General features: G+C 65.1%; 14 protein-coding genes, 1 pseudogene and 1 riboswitch. Of the genes and pseudogenes, 8 read left to right on the top strand and 7 right to left on the bottom strand.

Features of this window, described 5'->3' with window-relative positions:
- Both BEN49_RS01445 and BEN49_RS01435 read right to left on the bottom strand, forming a co-directional pair.
- Nucleotides 1-616: erythromycin esterase family protein (locus tag BEN49_RS01445; protein ID WP_239691767.1), on the bottom strand; the 616-nt coding region annotated here is incomplete at its 3' end.
- Between the two features lie 870 nt (nt 617-1486).
- On the bottom strand, nt 1487-1906 hold the full coding sequence (locus BEN49_RS01435) for a hypothetical protein (protein WP_070739722.1): 420 nt from the start codon (nt 1904-1906) through the stop codon (nt 1487-1489).
- Nucleotides 1907-2107: 201 nt separating this feature from the next.
- Between BEN49_RS01435 and BEN49_RS01430 the strand changes: the two genes are divergently transcribed.
- From BEN49_RS01430 to BEN49_RS01405, 6 genes and pseudogenes are all read left to right on the top strand, one after another.
- Nucleotides 2108-2374, top strand: a complete 267-nt coding sequence (locus tag BEN49_RS01430) for a LysM peptidoglycan-binding domain-containing protein (RefSeq protein ID WP_070739719.1) — start codon at nt 2108-2110, stop codon at nt 2372-2374.
- Nucleotides 2375-2540: 166 nt separating this feature from the next.
- Nucleotides 2541-2656, top strand: a riboswitch (SAM riboswitch).
- Between the two features lie 342 nt (nt 2657-2998).
- Nucleotides 2999-4380 (top strand): annotated as a pseudogene (locus BEN49_RS01425) (O-acetylhomoserine aminocarboxypropyltransferase/cysteine synthase family protein).
- A 97-nt stretch (nt 4381-4477) separates the two neighbouring features.
- Complete coding sequence (locus BEN49_RS01420; RefSeq protein WP_070739728.1) at nt 4478-5509, top strand: homoserine O-acetyltransferase family protein; 1032 nt, start codon at nt 4478-4480, stop codon at nt 5507-5509.
- A 44-nt stretch (nt 5510-5553) separates the two neighbouring features.
- Nucleotides 5554-6591 carry an aliphatic sulfonate ABC transporter substrate-binding protein gene (locus tag BEN49_RS01415; protein WP_070739717.1) on the top strand — a complete coding sequence of 346 codons (1038 nt, stop codon included), beginning with the start codon at nt 5554-5556 and terminating at the stop codon, nt 6589-6591.
- A 160-nt stretch (nt 6592-6751) separates the two neighbouring features.
- Nucleotides 6752-7609 carry an ABC transporter permease gene (locus BEN49_RS01410; RefSeq protein WP_070739713.1) on the top strand — a complete coding sequence of 286 codons (858 nt, stop codon included), beginning with the start codon at nt 6752-6754 and terminating at the stop codon, nt 7607-7609.
- Nucleotides 7610-7776: 167 nt separating this feature from the next.
- Nucleotides 7777-8505 (top strand): ABC transporter ATP-binding protein, encoded by a 729-nt coding sequence (locus BEN49_RS01405; protein WP_070739710.1) that lies wholly within the window; start codon nt 7777-7779, stop codon nt 8503-8505.
- An 896-nt stretch (nt 8506-9401) separates the two neighbouring features.
- Here BEN49_RS01405 and BEN49_RS01400 read toward each other — a convergent pair.
- Nucleotides 9402-10628 (bottom strand): alpha/beta hydrolase fold domain-containing protein, encoded by a 1227-nt coding sequence (locus tag BEN49_RS01400; RefSeq protein WP_070739707.1) that lies wholly within the window; start codon nt 10626-10628, stop codon nt 9402-9404.
- A 190-nt stretch (nt 10629-10818) separates the two neighbouring features.
- Nucleotides 10819-11187 carry a hypothetical protein gene (locus tag BEN49_RS01395; protein WP_317040378.1) on the bottom strand — a complete coding sequence of 123 codons (369 nt, stop codon included), beginning with the start codon at nt 11185-11187 and terminating at the stop codon, nt 10819-10821.
- A gap of 207 nt (nt 11188-11394) precedes the next feature.
- Here BEN49_RS01395 and BEN49_RS01390 point away from each other — a divergent pair, with 207 nt between their 5' ends.
- The gene (locus tag BEN49_RS01390) at nt 11395-12300 is read left to right on the top strand and encodes a S66 peptidase family protein (RefSeq protein ID WP_070739705.1); all 906 of its coding nucleotides are present in this window, start codon (nt 11395-11397) and stop codon (nt 12298-12300) included.
- A 202-nt stretch (nt 12301-12502) separates the two neighbouring features.
- Here BEN49_RS01390 and BEN49_RS01385 read toward each other — a convergent pair whose 3' ends face one another.
- The 3 genes from BEN49_RS01385 to BEN49_RS01375 all read right to left on the bottom strand — a co-directional run bounded on the left by BEN49_RS01385 (nt 12503) and on the right by BEN49_RS01375 (nt 16530).
- Nucleotides 12503-13525, bottom strand: coding sequence for a M28 family peptidase (locus BEN49_RS01385; protein ID WP_070739702.1), 1023 nt, complete (start codon nt 13523-13525; stop codon nt 12503-12505).
- A 165-nt stretch (nt 13526-13690) separates the two neighbouring features.
- The gene (gene cysS / locus BEN49_RS01380) at nt 13691-15208 is read right to left on the bottom strand and encodes a cysteine--tRNA ligase (protein WP_070739699.1); all 1518 of its coding nucleotides are present in this window, start codon (nt 15206-15208) and stop codon (nt 13691-13693) included.
- Nucleotides 15209-15396: 188 nt separating this feature from the next.
- Nucleotides 15397-16530: an endonuclease/exonuclease/phosphatase family protein gene (locus tag BEN49_RS01375; protein ID WP_083325659.1), complete on the bottom strand. Its 1134-nt coding sequence runs from the start codon at nt 16528-16530 to the stop codon at nt 15397-15399.
- Nucleotides 16531-16648: 118 nt separating this feature from the next.
- On the opposite strand from BEN49_RS01375, the gene BEN49_RS01370 reads away from it, so the two are divergent.
- Nucleotides 16649-16917 (top strand): DUF7948 domain-containing protein (locus BEN49_RS01370; RefSeq protein ID WP_204376025.1); only part of this gene is annotated, 269 nt, incomplete at its 3' end.

The following is a 16917-nucleotide window of genomic DNA, read 5'->3' as shown; positions in this document are numbered from 1 at the left end:
CGAGCCGGGGCGGCACGGTACGGGCCGCCACGGCGGCGGCAGTGGTATCCGGCATAGCGGCCATCGCCGGGGCCCCGGCGGCGGTGTCGGGCGCGGCCAGCTGCGGCGGCGCCACACTGCGGAAGAATAAAAAGCCGTCCACCACCTCGCTCCAGGGCCCCGCCAGCGGCTGGTAGTCAAAGGCGTAGGTGGTAAGCTGCAAGCCGGGGGCGTCGTGCTTCAGGCTGACGAAGACCAGGGGCGCAGCCTTTTCCAGCAGCTCGGCCTCTAGGGTGCCGGCGGCGGGCGGGGTCACGGGCACGCCCTCGGTACCCACCAGGCCGTGCGTGCCACCACCCGCCAGCGTGCCCAGAATGTACGCTTGGTTAGGGCCCAAGGCTGCCTTCACGGCGCGGCCCATGGGCTGGTAGGCGCGCAGCTCCTCGCTGCCGAGCACCTCCACGCGGTTGGCGAAGTGCGGCAGGGCCCCCCAGCAAATCACTTTTTCGGCCGGGTGCTGGCGCAGGTACCACAGCAGGTTGTCGGCCATCTGGGCGTCGCGCGGGTTGCTGTCGGCGGCCACGAAGGTGGCGGCGGTTTTGGCGCTGGGGTCGTGGGCGGCGTAGTCGCGGGCCAGGGCCCCCAGGCTACGCAGGCACTGCTGCCAGAAGGCGGCCTCGGTGCGGCGGCTGGCGGCGGGGCCCCGGCGGCCTTGCCCAGCAGCCGGTCAGCCTGGGCCAGCACGGCCTCAAACTCGGCCGGTTTGGGCGCCGGCGGCACGGCGTAGTGCGCGGCCATGTAGTCCACCACGTCGCCCAGCAGATCGTAGTCCACGGCGTCGGCGCCCTTCTCGCTCTCCAGGAAATCTTCCAGGTCGTCGGCCAAATCGTCGCTGTAGTCGCCGCTCAGCTGCGGGTCGAAGCCCATCAGGCGCAGGCCATCGGGGCCCAGCAGGGGGCCCACGGCCTGAAATTCCTGGGTGGCCGTCCACACCGGAAACACGCTGCTGCGCAGGTTCTTAGCCACCGACTTGCCCGCCGCAATACTTTGCTGGGCCTTATGCAGCTCAAAGAAGCCGCTCTCCATGCCCAGCGTGGTGAAGCCCATGCGCTGCTGCAAAAACGCCACCAGCCGTGCCTTGGCCGCCAGCACGTTGCCCTCGCCGTGGGTGGGCTCGCCGAGGAACACCACCCGCGCCCCGCCAATTTCCGAGCGCAGAAACTCCAGCTCCGCAAACGAGGTATCGGCTGGGCTCAGGCTGCGCAGCGCGCGCGCCGGCACCGGCCGGGGCCCCGGCGCTTGGGCCCGCACTCCGGCGGCCCCCAGGCACGCGCTCCACAGTAGCAACATTCGGAACCACATCATTCTTTCAGCGAAAAGAAAATTTAAACCAAGCATAATACCAAACGCAAAGAACCATCTTCTGCGTGTCCGCTGCACCAGCCTGGCCACAAAAAAACCCCGCACCGATTCCGGCGCGGGGTTTTCACAGCATTGGGAGCAAGAATTACTCTTTCTCCAGCATCAGCTTGGCACCGCTGGTACCCACCAGGGTCAGCTTGTCGTCGGTGAGGGTTTCCACCGTGAACTGGTTGCCGGCGGTAGCGCCCGTGGGCGTCATCATGATGGTCTTGGCGGCCTGGTCGAAGGTGTATTTGCCCGAAACGGACTCAGCAGCGCTCGTCATAGTATAGTTGCCGTTGGAAAAAATGCGCAGTTCCTCCTGCTTCTGGACATCGGTCTGCTTCACTTTGTCGCCAGTGGCGTCGGTTTCTTTGGCGGTTTTCCACACCTTGCTATCGGTGCCGTACAGCATGTTCACGGCTTCTACTTTGCCTTTGTCGTTGCCGCAGGCTACTACAAACAGCGAGAGCAGTAAAGCGAAACTGGCCAGGAAAGAACGGGCAACCAATTGGGAGTTTTTCATGAAAGGTGTAGGGGGTAATAGTATGGAGGGTGAAGCGCCGGCCCGTGCCGGCTGCCCTGCTTACGGGAAGATAATTAAATAGTTTATTTGACAACTTCTATGCTTATCGGTGCGTAAAAACCGCCAACTGCCGCAACCCTCCGCCTGAAGGGGCCCCGGCAGCGTTTTACCCCCTTTTTCACCTAACCCCCACCCCACGCCATGGGCTTGATGGATTTCCTGAACACCGAAGGTGATAAAAAGCCCGTCGATGCCCCCCAGCCCGCTGCTGGCGCCGACGGCCTCTTCGGCAGCACCGATGCTAACACCTACACGGTGGTGAGCGGTGATTCCCTTTCGAAAATTGCTAAAAACCACTACGGCGACGGCACCAAGTGGCACCAGATTTACGAGGCCAACAAAGACCTCATCGGCAACGACCCCGACCTTATCGAAGTAGGCCAGGTGTTGACCCTACCTAGTATCTAGGTACTTTTTTGCAGAAAAAAGGCAAGAAAAGCCCGGGCTCTTGGTCCGGGCTTTTTTGGGCCTGCCGGCGAAAAATTTAACGCCACTCTTGCAGAAGCAAATTTTTCGCTTCTATATTTGCGATTACCAACCCGGTACGCTCCCCCTCGCGGCGGTGCAGCGTTTCATCTTATACAGAAGCGGCGAGAGATTAGGCTCTACGACCCGCTGGCAACCTTCGACCGCGCGAAAGGTGCCACTTCCTACCCCTCGGCCTTCCGGCCGCTGCGGGAAATATAACCGGAGTGCCATGAATAACCCCCTCGTTTCCCCTTCGACCCTCCCTGCCCAGCCGGCCTTGCCGGTGCTGGGCTTTTTGGCGTTGGCCATTCGAATGCGAATGTGTTGTTGGGGCCCGTGTTGTTGCGGCTAGGCTGATGCTGTGGGCGCTGCCCACCACTTCCTACCATTGGTTTTTGGGTAGCGGCCGGCTGGGCCGCGCCGGGCCGCTGGGCACCCACTGGGGCCTTGGCCCACCTCAACCACACGGGCTTTCTTGCTTGCCGGCGCGGCCTCCAGGGCCCCCGGCTCCCTCAGCTTCCCCCTCTCCTTTAGGTTTTTACGGTTTTTCAACCCTCCCCTTTTATGTCCGCTTCCCTGCACTTCGAAACCCTCCAACTCCACGCCGGCCAAGTTCCCGACCCCACCACTGGGTCGCGGGCCGTGCCCATCCACCAGACCACCAGTTACGTATTCAAAAGCGCGGAGCACGGCGCTAATTTGTTTGCCCTGAAGGAGTTCGGCAACATCTACACCCGCCTGATGAACCCCACCACCGACGTTTTCGAGCAGCGCATTGCGGCCCTCGAAGGCGGCGTGGCGGCCGTGGCCGTGGGCTCGGGCCAGGCGGCGCAGTTCATTGCGCTCAACAACATCCTCAAGCAGGGCGACAACATCGTGGCCAGCTCGTACCTGTACGGCGGCACCTACAACCAGTTCAAGGTGGCCTTCAAGCGCTTGGGCATCGAGGCCCGCTTCGTGGACGGCGACGATGCCGACGGCTTTGAGAAGCTGATTGACGAGAACACCAAGGCCCTGTACGTGGAAACGATTGGCAACCCCAGCTTCAGCGTGCCGGACTTTGAGCGCATTGCGGCCGTGGCCCACAAGCATGACATTCCGCTGGTGGTGGACAACACGTTTGGCGCGGGCGGCTACTTGTTCCAGCCCCTCAAGCACGGCGCGAGCATCGTGGTGGAGTCGGCCACGAAGTGGATCGGCGGCACGGCACCAGCGTGGGCGGCGTAATTGTGGACGGCGGCACCTACGACTTCGGCAACGGCAAGTACCCGCAGTTCACCGAGCCCAGCGAAGGCTACCACGGCTTGGTTTTCAACGACGTATTCGGCAAAAACGGGCCGTTTGGCAACATTGCCTTCGCCATCCGGGCCCGGGTGGAGGGCCTGCGCGACTTCGGCCCCGCCATCAGCCCCTTCAACTCGTTCCTGCTGCTGCAAGGCCTCGAAACCCTGAGCCTGCGCGTGGAGCGCACCGTGGAAAACGCCCTGAAAGTAGCCCAGTGGCTCGAAAAGCAGCCTGAAGTGGCTAACGTGAACTACCCCGGCCTGACCAGCAGCCCGCACCACGCCAACGCGGCCAAGTACCTCAAGCGTGGCTTCGGCGGCGTGCTCTCCTTCACGCTGCACGGCACCAAGGAAACGGCCGTGGCCCTGATCGATAACCTCAAGCTCATCAGCCACTTAGCCAACGTGGGCGATGCCAAAACGCTGATCATCCAGCCCTCGGCCACCACGCACCAGCAGCTCAGCGAGCAGGAGCAGCTCGTGGCCGGCGTCACGCCCACGCTGCTGCGCCTGTCGGTCGGCATCGAGCACATCGACGACATCACCGCCGACTTGGCCCAGGCCCTGGCCGCCGCCGTTCAGGCCACGCCTAAGGGCGACGGCCACACCGACGAGTCCATCCCCGAGCCTGCGGCGCAGCACGCGCAGCCATTGGAGGTATAGTTCGCCGACGCGCAACGTGCCTGACACTCAGGGCCCGGACGGTAGCCGTTGGGGCCCTGGGTTTTTAGGTTGAATAGGTTTCGATTCCCTCATGGCCATGCCCGAACACATTTTTGAATTGCCCGACCCGTTTCCGCTGGAGAGCGGCGCCGTGCTGGCCGGGGCCCACGTGGCGTACCGCACCTGGGGCCAGCTGAACGCGGCCCGCGACAACGCGGTGTGGGTGTGCCACGCCCTGACGGCCAACGCCGACGTGCTGGACTGGTGGCCGGGCTTGTTTGGGCCGGGTTGCTTTTTCGATCCCACCGACTGGTTCATCGTGTGCGCCAACGTATTGGGCTCGTGCTATGGCAGCACCAGCCCGCTCAGCCCCGACCCCGCCACCGGCCGGCCGCGCTACCAGGAATTCCCGCTGCTCACCATCCGCGACCTGGCGGGGGCCCACGAGGCCCTGCGCCAGGAGCTGGGCCTGGACCGCATCCACACCCTGATTGGCGGCTCGCTGGGCGGCCAGCAGGCTTTGGAATGGGCCGTAGCGCAACCCGAGGTGTTTGACCACCTGGTGGTTATTGCCACCAACGCCCGGCATTCGGCCTGGGGCATTGCCTTCAACGAAGCCCAGCGGCTGGCCATCGAAGCCGACCCAACCTACCACGCCAACGAGCCCGGCGGCGGCGACGAGGGCCTGCGGGCCGCCCGCGCCATTGCCCTGCTCAGCTACCGCAGCTACGCCGCCTACGCCGCCACCCAAACCGAGGCCGACGACGACCCGCGCCTGCGCGACTACCGCGCCAGCACTTACCAGCGCTACCAGGGCGACAAGCTCGTGGCCCGTTTCGACGCTTACAGCTACGTGGCGCTGGGCCGGGCCATGGATACCCACCACCTGGGCCGCCACCGCGGGGGCGTACCGGCGGCGCTGGCCGCCGTGCGGGCGCGCACGTTGGTATTAGGCATCACGTCCGACGTGCTATTTCCCGTGGATGAGCAGCGGGAGCTGGCCCAGGGTATTGCCGGGGCCCTGTACACCGAGCTGGACTCGGGCTTCGGGCACGACGGCTTTTTGCTGGAAACCGTGCAAATCGCGCAGCGGCTGGAGCGGTTCTACGCGCCGGCCCTGGCGCAGTAGCGGCCGAGGCCCCAGCCGCATTCTCCCCTTTCATTACTCCCAACATGAACTTCTTTTCCATACCGGCCCTGCGCGGGCCGCGGGTCTTTTTGTGCGTAGTGCTGGCCGTGGCCGGGCTGCTAAGCAGCTGTGGCAGCGGCAGTAACGGTACCAGTGCCGCCACCGCGCCCGAAACCGTGCGCCTCGATTACGCCTACTACAATCCGCTCAGCCTGGTGCTAAAGCAGCAAGGCTGGCTGGAAAAAGACCTCGCCAAGCAGAACATCAAGGTGGAGTGGGTGCTGAGCCAGGGCAGCAACAAGGCGCTGGAATTCCTCAACGGCAGCAGCGTCGATTTCGGCTCGACGGCCGGCGCGGCGGCCCTGGTGGCCCGCGCCAACGGCAACCCGCTCAAGGCCATCTACATCTACTCGAAGCCCGAGTGGACGGCGCTGTGCGTGGGGCCCCAATCGACCATAACGACCGTGGCTGGGCTCAAGGGCAAGCGCGTGGCCGCTACCAAAGGCACTGATCCATACATCTTTCTGCTGCGCGCCCTCGACCAGGCGGGGATGAGCGAGAAGGACATTGAGCTGATTCCGCTGCAACACCCCGACGGCCGCGCCGCCCTCGAAAAAGGCGATGTGGACGCCTGGGCCGGCCTCGACCCGCACATGGCCAAAGCCGAGCTGGAGTCAGGCGCGAAGCTTCTCTACCGCAACCCTGACTTTAACAGCTACGGCGTGCTGAACGTGCGCGAAGCCTTCGCCAAGGACCACCCGGCCCTGGTAGATGCCGTGCTGCGTTCCTACGAGCAGGCCCGCGCCTGGGCCCAGCAACACCCCACCGAGCTTCAGCAAACTCTGGCCGACGCGGCCAAACTGAGCCCAGCCGTGGCCGCCAAGCAGCTGGCTCGTACCGACTTCACCGTCAACAGCTTTGGGACCCCGCAGTTGGCCACCATCGCGGCGGCCGGCGACGTGCTCAAGAAAACCGGTACCATCGAAGCCGGCGTGGACGTGGCCCAAACCCTGAAGGCGCTCGTTGACCCGCAATTCGTGAGCAAGCTGCCCGCTGCACCCGCGGCCGTGGCGGCGCGCTAAGGCTACTGGCTTTTCGCCGGCTGCCCGGTAGTCGTTGAATCCTTCAGCAAACCGCTTCTAGGGGCCCCCAATTGCCTCCTCTCAATTATCGGGCAGCGCGAAAAGCTGGCAGTCCGCCCCGGGGCCCGCTGTAAACCCCTTCTATCCACTTCCGCTAGTTATGTCCGATTCCACGCTTACCCTGCCGCCGCTCGCGGTTCGCACTGCGGCCCCAGCCGCCCGGCCACTGCCAGCGGCCCCGCGCGCGCCGCGGCGCTGGCAGTGGCCGCTGGGTGCGGTGCTGCCGCTGGCCCTGTTAGCGCTGTGGGAAATCCTGGCCCGCACCGGGGCCCTGCCGCCCAACCTGCTGCCTGCGCCATCCAAAGTGCTGGGCACCATTGCCGAGTTGGCCCGCACCGGCGAGCTGTGGCCCCACCTGGGCCTGACGCTGGCGCGAGTGGGCGCGGGCTTCGCGCTGGGCAGCCTGGCGGCTACGGCGCTGGGGGCCCTCACGGGCTACGCGCCGCTGGCCCGCCGCCTGCTCGACCCGCTGTTGCAAGGCGTGCGCAACATCCCGTCGCTGGCCTGGGTGCCGCTGTTCATCCTCTGGATGGGCATTTACGAAACCTCAAAAGTGGTGCTGATTGCCGTGGGCGTGTTTTTTCCGGTGTACCTGGGGCTGATGAGCGGCGTGCAGGGCGTGGACCGCAAGCTGGTGGAGGTGGGCCGCATGTACCGGCTCTCGGGGCTGGCGCTGGTGCGGCGGGTGTTTCTGCCGGCCACGCTGCCGGCCTACCTGGTGGGCCTGCGCAACGGCCTGGGCCTGGGTTGGATGTTCGTGGTGGCCGCCGAAATCATGGGGGCCAACAAGGGCCTGGGCTTCCTGCTGGTAGACGGCCAGATGACCGGCCGCCCCCAAACCATCCTGGCCAGCATCCTGCTCTTCGCCATCCTGGGCCGCACCACCGACGCGGGCTTGGCCTGGCTCAGCCGCCGCCTGCTCCGTTGGCAAGACACGCACGGCAGCGAGCAGGGCTGAGGAGCTGAATAGGCAATGAACCGTCTGTCATCCTGAGCGCAGCGAAGGATCTGAGGACAGCCAAACAGCGCGCAGTGACTCCATAATTACTGCGAATCGTTCTGCTTCTCATCAGATCCTTCGCTGCGTTCAAGATGACAATTTTTTAACATCACAATACCAACCTTATGCTGCGCATCGAGCACCTTGGCAAGCAGTTTGGGCCCCAGGTGGTGGCGTTGCAAGACGTGAGCCTCCAGGTGCAGCCCAGCGAAATCGTGGCCCTGGTGGGCACCAGCGGCTGCGGCAAAAGCACGCTGCTGCGCATTGTGGCGGGGCTGGAGGCGCCCGGCACCGGCCGCGTGCTGATTAACGGGGCCCCGGTGGTGGGGCCCCACCCGGCGGTGGGCTTCCTGTTCCAGGAGCCGCGGCTGCTGCCCTGGCTCACGGTGCGCCAGAACGTGGAGTTCGGCATTGCCCACCTACCCGCCGCCGAGCGCGCTGCCCGCAGCGCCGGGGCCCTGGCCCGGGTGGGCCTAGCCGATTTTGCCGGTGCGTGGCCGCGGCAGCTCTCGGGCGGCATGGCGCAGCGGGCGGCCATTGCCCGGGCCCTGGTGGCACGCCCGAACCTACTGCTGCTCGACGAGCCCTTCAGCGCCCTCGACCCGTTCACGAAGATGGACTTGCAGGAGCACCTGCTCGGCATTTGGGCCGACGACCGCCACACTCTCGTGCTCGTCACCCACGACCTGGAGGAAGCCCTCGTGCTGGCCGACCGCGTGGTGGTGCTGCGCAGCCGCCCCGGCCGCGTGCACCACACCTTCCACGTGGACCTGCCCCGCCCCCGCCGCCGCACCGCCCCCGACTTCCAGGCTCAGAAACAACGGCTGCTGGAGGCGCTGGGCGTGGCGGCGTAATCGTTAGGGCCCTGGGGAAGCTTTTAGCGGGGCGTATAATATTTTACGTGTTGTAAACGACCGTTCACAAGATGTAAAAAGGCTTCTGGTAGACTGTTTGATACGACAATCAGCCTTATTCTCTCTGGCATTAGCACTCATTGTCTACTTTTCGCGTGACTACTTACAACGTGCTTTCACTACTCTATAGATGACTATCAAGCCAGCCTTACAGCTACTTGCAGCAGCTGTACTGCCGATTACTTTCGGCCTAACTCCTGCGCATAGGTCTGCTGTTAAACCCTTTTATATTGTGTTTGGCTCAGGCTTCGCGCAGGATACTGTTTCGTTATCTTTAAATGGATTGCCTGTCTTACAAGAGGTTGTGCTAAATACGAACGTGGTTTCGGGCATTAGTAAGCAAGTGAGCCTTCACTATGAGAGGGATACACTGTATCTAGTGGATAGTGTGGGCAGGGTAGCAAAGCGACAACGTTTCACGCACTCGCTCAAGCTTTCGCTACTTGTCGCTGTCAACGGCCGCCCGAGCACCTTAACAGCCAATGTGAATCAAGGTAGATTTCTAGTGCTAACTAATTGGCCCACTGTCAACAAGGTTGTGCTTACCCAGTTTAAACAACCGATACAGCTCGATTAATTACCGAATAATCGAAGAATTTAAATCAGGCCTAAAAGAAGGTTTGTGACTGGAAAAATGCTATTTTAATGATAGTGAACAAGTGAGCCTAAACTTAACACTTTTCCCAGACCTGTCCGGTAACTGGTTTTATGTTAAGAGATAAAACCCAGAAACCAAGGAAAAGTAATTGACCGCTCTCTAGCCTTAAAAGTCTTATTCTGGCAGCTTGTCTGCCCCCTTTACTTCATTCAAAATCGCCTAGCAGCGCCGCTTGCTACTACTCGAACACGATGCGCAGCGGGGCTTGGCCGGGGAAGCGCAGCGAGTACACGCCGGCGGTGAGGGCCCCGCGCGCCACGCGCAGGTCGGCGGTATGGGGGTCGAGGCGGCGCACTACGCGGCCGGTCATGTCGAGCAGCTGGGCTTCGCCGAGCTGGCGCCAGGCGGCGGGGATGCTTAGCTGCACGGCATCGGTGGCAGGGTTGGGGTAGGCCTGGGCCTGGGGCCCCTGGGTGGTGGCGCGGGCGGCCAGCACGGTGCCAGTTTGCCGCAGCAGGGGCCGTAGGAAGTCGCGCATCGTCCAAAAGGCCGTATCGGCGTAGGCGGCGTTGGTTTCGAACGGAATGTGGGGAGCACCCTTGAGGGTGCGCAACGTGTTGGGGATGCCCAGGGACGCGGCGCGGGGGTTGAGGCGGCCGCTGCCGTACACGTACTTGGGGGGCAGCACCGAGCCAATTTTGCCCTGGAGGTAGGGCACCGTGCGGTCAGCAGTGCCGTGCACGCTGCACAGCGGCGCGTTGCCGGCCTCAATGAGGCTGGGGTTTTCGGTGGCCCCGCTCAGGTTGAGCACGGCCAGCACAGCGGCACTGTAGCCAGGGTTGCCGCTCTGGCCGTCCACGCCGCCCAGCGCGGCCAGGCCCACGTAGGCGGGCACCTCGCTGGCTTTATCTAAGTAGCCGGTTTCCAGGGCCATGAAGGCCCCGGCCGACGAGCCTCCCACGGCAATGTAGTCGGCGTGCACGCGGTAGGTTTTGGTGGTGGCTGCGTCTTTCCGGAAGAAGCGCACGGCAGCCTTCATGTCCTGCATGCCGCGCACTGCGGCCTGCGCCACACCCACCGTATCGGCCGGGGCCAGTAAGCCGGTGACGGGGAAGCCCAGGCGGTACTCGATGCTGGCCGTGACGTAGCCCAGCCGGGCCAGCCGGGTGCAGATGGCCACCATGTAGGGGTCGGTTTTGGAGCCGATGAAGAAGCCGCCCTGGTGGGCAAAGATGATGAGCGGCCGCCGCTTCACCGTGTCGCCGGCGGGCTGGTAAATGTCCATCAGCAAGGATTGGGCCGCGCCGGTGTACGTGGGCGCCGCACCGTAGGCCACGTTGCTGGCCACGTCCACGCCGGCAAACACGGGCTGGTAGTAGCGGGCGCGGGTGGTATCGATTTGGGCGGCGGCGGGGCCCACGGCGGCCAGCAGCCACAGCGCCAGCAAGAGTAAGGTTGTTTTCATTATCAGAAGAAAAAAGCGTGAATAGACGTGATTAACGGCCTGCTGGGTTGCACTTTGGCGTGCGCCGCCGCAAGGTGGCACACGGCGCATGAATAACGGCGGAAGTGCCGGCCGAACCCCTAACGCCGCCGGCGCAGCGCCCGGGCCACGGCGCCGGCCACTACGCCGCCCACGGTGTACCACGCCACCGTCATGGCCTGGGTTTGGGGGGTGCGGGCGCTGGGCGCGGTGCCCAGGCCCAGGGGCCCGGCAGCACCACGCCGCCCACGCCGGCGGCGAGGCCCAGCAGCAAGCCGCGCCGCGGGGCGTGCGGGCCGCTGCCCACCAGACTGTAGTAGAGCGCGTTGCCAACGACGTCGCCAGCCATGGTGAGGAAGTAGGCTTCCTGGTCGTCGGGTTGGTCGGCATCGGCTTTGGCCAGCAGCTGGCGCAGGGCCCGCTCGCCGAGCAGGTCCATGCGGGGCGCGTCGTGGGGACGCAGGCGGCGCACGGTTTCGTGGAGGGCGGTGAGGGCCAGGGCCCCGGCGAGGCCGGCGGCGAGGGAAGGCAGGATTTTCATGGCAGAAGCGGCGGGGTACCTGGGGCAAACGGGGCCCCGGCGGGCGGGTGCCGCGGGCGGGCACCGGGCGGCCACTATTTTGCGGGCCTGTTTTAGTTGCCAGTTGCTCGTTGCCAGTTGTCAGTTTATCAATAACCCATTGCTGAGCAACCAATAACGAGCAACTGACAACCCGTTTACTTTTGCCCGACTGTTTAAAGCTTCGTTATGCCGATTGTTTTTCCGCCGCCGCTGCAAGCCGGCCAGCGCGTGGCCATCGTGGCCCCCGCCCGCAAAGTGCCGCCCGCCGACCTCGCCGGGGCCCTGGCCATCCTCGCCGGCTGGGGCCTGGAGGTGGTGCTGGGCGCGAGCATTGGGGCCGAAAACCACCAGTTTGCCGGCGACGACGACCTGCGCCGACGCGACTTCCAGCAGCAGCTCGACGACCCCAGCATTCGCGCCATCTTCTGCGCCCGCGGCGGCTACGGCACCGCCCGCATCGTAGACGGGCTTGATTTTGAACGGTTTGCGCAAAGCCCAAAATGGGTGGCCGGCTTCTCCGACGTCACCGTGCTCAACTGCCACTTGCTGCGCCGGGGCTTCGCCAGCCTGCACAGCCCGGTGCCGGTGCTGTTCAACCAGCCCGGCGGCGAAGAAGCTTTGGCAAGCCTGCGCCGCGCCTTATTTGGCGAGACTGATGCTGGGCTGGGGGCCCCGGCGCACCCGCTGAACCGGCCCGGCACGGCCACCGGGGCCCTGGTGGGCGGCAACCTGAGCCTGCTGCACACGCTCACCGGCACGGGCTCGCAGGCCAGCTTTGCGGGCCGGATTCTGTTCATCGAAGACCTCGACGAGTACCTCTACCACATCGACCGGATGCTGCTGCACCTGCACCGCAGCGGCCAGCTGGCGGGCCTGGCGGGCCTGGTGGTGGGCCACTTCTCGCAGATGCACGACAACGCCGTACCCTTCGGCCACACGGCCCTGGAAATCATCAACAACTACGCCCAGCTACATAATTTCCCGGTCGGCTACGGCTTCGCCGTGGGCCACGAAGCCGATAATAGGGCCCTGGTGGTGGGCCGCGAAGCAACCCTGACGGTGGACGCTGGCGGTGCCCGGCTGGCGTATTAGGTGGTGAGCACGGGGCTCTGGGGGAAACTCACCCCCGGCCCCTCTCCTGCGGAGAGGGGTGCGTTCAATTTGCTTGGTCAGCTTACGACATCCAGGTACTGGCACCCCTCTCCGCAGGAGAGGGGCCGGGGGTAAGGTTCCGAGAGGCACAAAAGAAGCCCCGCGTTGACGGAGCTTTTTTCTTTAAAACACGACGAAAAAATCAGTCCACGTACAGGGTTTGCAGCATCGTTTGGCCCACCGCTTTCAGGGTTTTGCGGTCGATGATGCTCATGTTGTCGCCGGTGGCGTGGTGGTAGGCGGGGAAGATGTCCACGCTGTTGTTGTAGTGGTAGATGTCGATGGTGGGCACGCCGGCTTTGTTGGCGAATACGTGGTCGTCGGTGATGCCGCCGGTGTCCTGGTAGCGGAAGTAATCGAAATAGCCAAGGCGGGCGGCGGTGTTCCAGATTTTGTTCAGGGGCCCCAGAGCGTTTTCGCGCGAGGTGCCTTCGCGGGTGAAGGTGCCGCCCTTGGCGCCCACCATGTCGAGCAGCACGCCGTACTCGGCCTTGTAGTTTGCGGGCAGCAGGTGGGCGGCCCAGTACTGCGAGCCCAGGCACCACGACGAGGTGGTGGCGCTTTCCTCCAGCTGGTCCTTCAGGTCGGCCTGGGTGGTGGTTTCGTAGCCCCAGTCCTCGGCGTCGAAGAAGATGAAATCGACGCCCACGGTGGGCGCCAGGCTGTCGGGCTGGAGGCTGAGCACGCGGGCCATTTCCAGGGCCACGGCCACGGCGCTGGCCCCGTCGGAGGCCCCGTCCATGGGCGCATTCTTGTGCAGCTTGTCGGCATCGGCAAACGGGCGCGTGTCCCAGTGGCCGAAGATGGCCACCCGGCGCGCGGCCTGCGGCTGGAACTGGGCGATGATGTTGCGGCCGTGGATGTTGGTGCCGTCAAACGTCATGGCGTCAAACGGCTGCTGCAACACCTTCATTTTGTAGCCCTTGAGCTTGGCCACCAGCCAGTCGCCGCAGGCAATGTGGGCCTTCGAGTTGGGCACCCGGGGCCCAAACGCCACCTGCTTGGCCGTGAAGGCGTAGGCCGAATCAGCGTTGAACACCGGGGCCTTGGGCAGCGCCGCCTCGGGGGCCCCGGCGTCGGTGCCGGCGTCGGGGGTTTTGCTGGGGCAGGCGGTGAGCAGCAGCAGGCCCGCCAAAGCGGCCAGGGGAAGGCGAAGGAAACGCATGGGTTAAGGTTAAATCAGGCAGCGCCCAGCAAACAAGGCAGCGGCATCCATTGAATCATTTTGTCATGCTGACGAAGGAAGCATCTGCTCACCTCAGCAAAAACTAGTAACAAAGGCTAACGGGAGAAGATGCTTCCTTCGTCAGCATGACAGGTAACCGGGGCCCTATTCTTCGCTGTAGGCCCACTCCACGCCGGCCTTGGTGTCTTTGATGACGATTCCCTGGTCCTTGAGGGCGGCGCGGATGACGTCCACCTTGTCGTAGGCTTTGTCGGCCTTGGCTTCGGAGTAGAAGCCCAGCGTGAGGGCCAGCAGCTCTTCGGCGTTGGCGCGGGGCTCGTCGCGCAGGCCTAGCACGTCGGTCACCAGGGCCCGGTAGGCGGCGGTGGCAGCGTGCAGCGCGGCGTCGCTCACGGCGGCGCGGGCGGCGGGCGCGGTGGCCAGCGCGTTGAATTTGCGCAGCAAGTTGAACAGCGCCGCGATGCTGCGGGCCGTGTTCAGGTCGTCGTCCAGGCCTACCCAGAGGTCGGCGGTGAGCTTGGTTAGCTCGGCGTCGCCGGCGGCGGTGTCGGCCGGGGCCCCATCGGCGGCGGGCGCGGCGGGGGCTTCCAGCTTGGGCAGCAGGCGCAGGCCGTTCATCAGCTTGCGGTAGCCTTTGCGGGCAGCTTGCAGGGCGTCGTCGCTCACGTCCACGGGCGAGCGGTAGTGGGCTTGCAGCAGGAAGAAGCGCACCACCATGGGCGAGTAAGCCTGGCTGAGGCCACCGGTGGCTTCCACAAACAAGTTGGTGAGGGTGATGAAGTTACCCGTCGACTTGCTCATCTTGGCGCCGCCCACGGTTATCATGTTGTTGTGCATCCACACGCGGGCCTCGTCGGTGTGGCTGTGGCTGCCCTGGCTCTGGGCAATCTCGCACTCGTGGTGCGGAAACATCAGGTCGAGGCCGCCGCCGTGGATGTCGAATTCGGCGCCTAAGTACTTGCGGCTCATGGCCGAGCACTCGAGGTGCCAGCCGGGAAAACCCTCGCCCCAGGGCGAGGGCCAGCGCATGATGTGCTCGGGCGAGGCGTTTTTCCAGAGGGCAAAATCGAGGGGGCTGCGCTTCTCGTCCTGGCCGGCCAGCGTGTCGCGGGTGCCGGCGAGCTGGTCCTCGATGCTGCGGTTCGAGAGCTTGCCGTAGCGCCCGGCCTTGTCGTGCTCGGCGTCGTACTTGGGCACGTCGAAGTACACCGAGCCGTTCACCTCGTAGGCCAGGCCGTTGGCAATGATTTCCTCCACCAGCCCGATTTGCTCGGTGATGTGGCCGCTGGCCTGGGGCTCAATGTCGGGCGGCAGGCAGCCGAGCTGGGCCATGTGGGCGCGGTAGCGGTTGGCGAAGTGCTGGGCCACCTGCATGGGTTCGAGGCGCTGGGCGCGGGCGGCTTTGGCGAGCTTGTCCTCGCCGGTGTCGGCGTCGCTTTCGAGGTGGCCCACGTCGGTGATGTTGCGCACGTAGCGCACGGTGTGGCCGAGGTGGCGCAGGTAGCGCGTCAGCACGTCGAACACCACGGGGCCCCGGGCGTTGCCCAGGTGGGCCTCGCTATACACGGTGGGCCCGCACAAGTACACGCCCACCACGGGCGGCTGAACGGGCACGAAGGGCGCCTTGGCGCGGGTAAGCGTATTATAAAGCGAAAGGGCCATTGCAGGTCAGGGGAATCGGAAAGCGAGCAACCGGCCCCAGGGGCGGATCGTTTCGTCGGGGCGGCGCGCGGCGCAAAGTTCGGCATTTTGCGTGGCCCCGCATTACCCCTCCCCCGGCCCCTCCCCAAAAGGGAGGGGTGCCAGTACCTGAATCGGTGAACGCACCCTCTTTGGAAGCGGGGGAGGGGTTACCGGGGCCCCAGCCGGTACAGGGCTTCGACCGGAAAATGGTCGGACCACAAAATCTCGTCGTGCACGCGGCAGCCCAGCACCTGCCACCGCGGGCTGGCAAACTGCTGGTCGATGCGCAGGCCGGGCAGGCGGCCGTGGTAAGTGGCGCCCAGGCCGAGGCCGGTGGCGGCCCAGGCGTTGGTGAGGGCCCCGGCAAACTGGTCGTAGGGGTACGAGTAGGGCAGGTCGTTGAAGTCGCCGGCCAGCAGCACCGGGTAGGGCGAGCGGCGCACGCGAGCCAGCACGGTGTCGGTTTGCCGGGCGCGGGCCACGGCCCCGTTGCGGAAGCGGCGCAGCAGGCCCGGGGCCTTGTCGCGCAGGCCGGCCTTGGTGGTGGAAGCGTCCACGATGTCGCCCTCGGCCAAGCTCATGCTTTGCAGGTGCAGGTTGAACACGCGAATGGTGTCGGCGCGCAGCTGGCCGGGGCCCCCGGGCCGCGCCAGGTCAGCCCACATGGCGTGGTTCTGGCTAAGTTTGCCGAACGGGATGGTGCCGCGCCGCACGATGGGGAAGCGCGAAAAAATCGCCAGCCCAAACTCGGCCCCGATGCGGTTGGTGAGGCTTGTGCTCACGAACGCGTGCCGCCCGCTGCCAGGCCCCAGCCGCTCGGCGCTGCGGAATACCATCCCGTTTTCACGCGAGCCGCGCGGCTCGTTGTAGAATTCCTGGAGGCAGAGCACGTCGGCCGGGCTGTCGGCCAGCCAAGTAATAAAGGCTTTGGAAGAAGTAAAGTCCGGGTCGCGCAGTTCGGCGTACACGTTGAAAATACGCACGTTGGCCGATAGCAGGCGCAGGGCCCCGGGTACTTCTTGAGGCAAAAACGTTGGGTTGGGGCCCTGGTTGGTGGCGGTGCCTTGGTCAAAATCGGCCCGGCCACCAGCTAAATGCAGGGCCAGGCCGCGCTGCACGTGGGGCCAGCACAGGGCCAGCGCCACAGCTGGCAGCAAGGCCACGCGCCAGTCGCGGCGCAGCCAGTACAGGGCCAGCGCGGCCGTCAGCAGCAGGGCCCCGGGCGTCGTGAGGGCCCCAAAAACGGCCGGCCACCAGGTGCCCGCCGGCACCCGCGCGCAGGCAATGGCGAGTACGAGCAGACCAGCGCTAAAAGTGTAATTTTGAAAGCGAACGAACGGCGCACAACGAATTCTTTAACGAGTGGCAAAGGTACCTTGGCGGGCCGGCGCCGCGCTGCCTACCCCACCCTTCCTTGCTATGAAACAACGCTACTTGGTGTACTGCGGAGCCCTGCTGCTGGGCGCCGCTGCTTTGGCCCCGGCGCCGCTGGGCGCCGCGCCGCGCCCAGCCGTGGCGCCCCGGTCGGCCCCCAACCCGGCCGGGCTCGAATTCATCGAAAACAAAGGCCAGTGGGACGCCCGCGCCCGCTACGCGGCGGCGCTGCCCGGCGGCCGGCTATTCCTCGAAAACGCGGCCCTCACCTACTTGTTCGTGGACCCCGCCGCGCTGCGCCGCCACGGCGACGC

This window comes from Hymenobacter coccineus (assembly GCF_001816125.1).
GTDB lineage: Bacteria > Bacteroidota > Bacteroidia > Cytophagales > Hymenobacteraceae > Hymenobacter > Hymenobacter coccineus.
This window is presented reverse-complemented; position numbering and strand designations above follow the sequence as displayed.